At 49.3% G+C, this 3,244-nt stretch carries 3 protein-coding genes; all 3 read right to left on the reverse strand.

All coding sequences use genetic code 11. The features are described from left to right. The coding region (wecC, locus tag LG31_RS0107670) for a UDP-N-acetyl-D-mannosamine dehydrogenase (protein WP_033113899.1) at positions 1-1,026 on the reverse strand (1,026 nt) is incomplete at its 3' end. Between the two features lie 86 nt (positions 1,027-1,112). After that, complete coding sequence (wecB, locus tag LG31_RS0107675; RefSeq protein WP_033113900.1) at positions 1,113-2,243, reverse strand: non-hydrolyzing UDP-N-acetylglucosamine 2-epimerase; 1,131 nt, start codon at positions 2,241-2,243, stop codon at positions 1,113-1,115. A 163-nt stretch (positions 2,244-2,406) separates the two neighbouring features. Next, a partial coding sequence (rffA, locus tag LG31_RS0107680) for a dTDP-4-amino-4,6-dideoxygalactose transaminase (RefSeq protein WP_033113901.1) occupies positions 2,407-3,244 on the reverse strand: 838 nt, incomplete at its 5' end.

Here is a 3,244-nt window from a genome sequence, read left to right on the forward strand (position 1 = left end):
CGTAATATTCAGGGCAGGGCTTTCACGCAGATCATCAATATTTGCTTTAAACGACAAACCAAGGCAGGCAATCTTCCTACCCGACAGTTCGAATAACGCAGTCTCGATTTGCTCAACGACATATAATGGCTTGTTATCATTGACATGCCGAGCCTGCTGGATCAGTTTGGCCAGATCCGGATTCTGATTGACGAGAAACCAAGGATCTACCGCGATGCAATGGCCGCCAACACCGCATCCAGGCTGCAATATATTTACTCGCGGATGACGGTTTGCCAGAGAGATTAACTCCCAAACATCGATTCCCTGGCGATCGCAAATCAGTGATAACTCGTTGGCAAAAGCAATATTGACATCGCGGAAGGCGTTTTCCGCCAATTTACTCATCTCAGCAGTGCGCGCCGTGGTCGCGATACAGTCGCCGTTTTTAACAAACAGGCGATAGAATGCCATCGCAGTCTCGGTACTGGCGACATCCAGTCCACCAATGACCCGATCGTTGTCGACCAGTTCACGCACGATATGACCGGGTAATACCCGCTCAGGACAATACGCCACCAGAACATCCGGGCAGGATCCCGCTTTAGCGGTATGAGGAAATGTCAGATCAGGACGAGCCTCGGACAGCCAGCTCGCCATCAGCTCGGTCGTGCCAACCGGTGAGGTGGACTCCAAGATCACCAGATTACCGGACTCTAGGCATGGCGCAAGACTGATGGCTGCCTGCTGAATGAAGCTAAGATCCGGCTCCCGATTGTCACCTTTAAAGGGTGTCGGCACCGCGACAAGGAATACATCAGCCCGTTGCGGTGTGGTATGTGCGGTTAAATAGCCAGCTTCAACGGCACTGCGAACCAGATCCTCCAGCCCGGGTTCAACAATGTGGATTTCCCCGTGGTTAATGCTGTCGACTGCATGGTTATTTACATCAGAACCCAAGACACGAATGCCGTTACTTGCAATTACAGCCGCAGTAGGCAGCCCGATATATCCCAGTCCAATAATGGAAACTCTGTTAAATGTCATGTTGCTACAACTCCGGATAATTCGGCGCGGTCAACACCGCCACAATGATGTAAGACATTAAAGAAATGGCTGGATTTGCCTCGCCATCAAGAACTGGCCAATACGGCGGCGACAATCCGCTCACTGGTTTTACCATCGCCATAGGGGTTCGAAGCAAGACTCATGGATAGATAGGCCAGTTCGTTATCCAACAGTTGGGTTGTCTTCTCCACAATCAACTGTTCGTCGGTACCGACTAGATACACGGTGCCAGCCAACACCGCGGTAGGGCGCTCTGTCGTATCACGCATACACAAGACCGGCTTTCCCAAGGTTGGCGCTTCCTCCTGGATCCCACCCGAATCTGTCAATATCAGATAGCTACACTTCATCAAGTAGACAAATGCGAGATAATCTTGGGGCGCAATCAGGTGGATATTGGCGACATCGCCCAGATGGTGATGAACTACATCCAGTACATTCGGATTAAGGTGCACAGGATAAACAATCTGGACATCCTCTCTGGTTGCCAACCGCTTCAAGGCACGACAAATACGCTCGAAACCATCACCATGATTCTCGCGACGGTGGCCGGTAACCAATAACATTCTCTTACTCGAATCGAGGAATAAAAACCGTTGTTGCAGGCTATCCTGCAGCGAAGTGTTCTGTTCAATCTTGCCCGATATCTCCAGCAAGGCGTCAATCACTGAATTACCCGTCACAAAGATGTTCTCCGGCGCAATATTTTCGCGCAGCAAGTTCTGACGACTGCTCTCGAGCGGGGCATAATGCTGATCGGCGATACCCGCGGTCAGGCGACGCATCCCCTCCTCCGGCCAAGGCGAATAGAGATTAGCCGTCCGCAAGCCTGCTTCGACATGCCCTACCGGAATACGATGATAATAGGCGCACAGGGTAGTGGAAAAGGAGGTCACTGTGTCACCATGAACCAGAACCCGGGTAGGCTGAAATACCGCGAATACCGGCTTGAGGGCGACCAGAATTGCCGCTGTGACATCATTGAGATCCTGACTTGGCTTCATTATATCCAGATCAAATTCAGGACGAATATCAAATAACTCGAGCACCTGATCCAGCATCTGCCGATGCTGGCCGGTTACACAGACAGCAACCTCAATGTCCGGATGGCGTCGGAATGCCTTGATGACAGGAGCCATCTTGATGGCCTCTGGACGAGTCCCGAACACGATCAGCACACGCTGCTTTGACGACATGGGTGAACTCCAAAACAAACGGCTGGATAACACCAGCACATATAAACCGATAAAAAACGACGTGCTCACTCCTAGCTCTGCATCAACATTTCACTCTCCCTGGGCACTGCCAAAAATTAGTGCCACATGGCTGCTTTCATGTCGCAGCATCAGGATCTACAAGTTAGGCTTGTTGACCAAGACAGATAGCAATCTGCTCACAAATAAAGTCGAGTTCATCATTCGACAGATCGAAATACATCGGTAAACGGACGATCGAGTCGGTGAAACGCTCCGCATTCGGTAGTGAGCGACCATCATGTAGTCCCTGAAAATAGGGGCTGCAGTGCAAAGATTGATAATGAAAAACAGCTTTAATCCCAGCTAAATCAAGATGTTTAATCAACTGACTACGCTGTTGAAGGCTAGTACAGTCCAGATAGAACATATGGGCATTGTTAGTGGCATAGTCAGGAATTGATGGAAGCTTGATCCCATATGCACCGACCACAGGCGTTAGTGCCTGTAAGTAACGATGCCATATTTCTAGCCTGCGATTTTGTATAGCATCAAGCTGCTCCAACTGGGCATACAAATAAGCAGCTATGATGTCCGATGGCAGAAATGAAGAGCCAATATCAACCCAGCCATATTTATCAGCTTCACCTCGAAAAAATGAACTGCGGTTCGTCCCTTTCTCTCGAATTATTTCAGCTCGCTGTATATATTGCGGATCATTGATAACGAGCAAACCACCTTCACCTGAAATAATATTTTTAGTCTCATGGAAAGAGAATGTGGACAAACATCCGATACTGCCCAAGGGGCGGGATTTATAGAATGCATCGATCGCTTGGGCTGCATCCTCCACAACCGGAATATTATATTGTTCAGCCAGCGACATGATCGCATCCATATCACAGGCAACACCCGCATAGTGAACGACTACAATAGCACGTGTTCGCGGAGTGATTAGCTTAGCAATCTGTTTAGGGTCAACGTTTGGATGATAAGGATAGGAA

Origin of the sequence: Aeromonas lacus (assembly GCF_000764665.1) — a bacterium.
Lineage (GTDB): Bacteria > Pseudomonadota > Gammaproteobacteria > Enterobacterales > Aeromonadaceae > Aeromonas > Aeromonas lacus.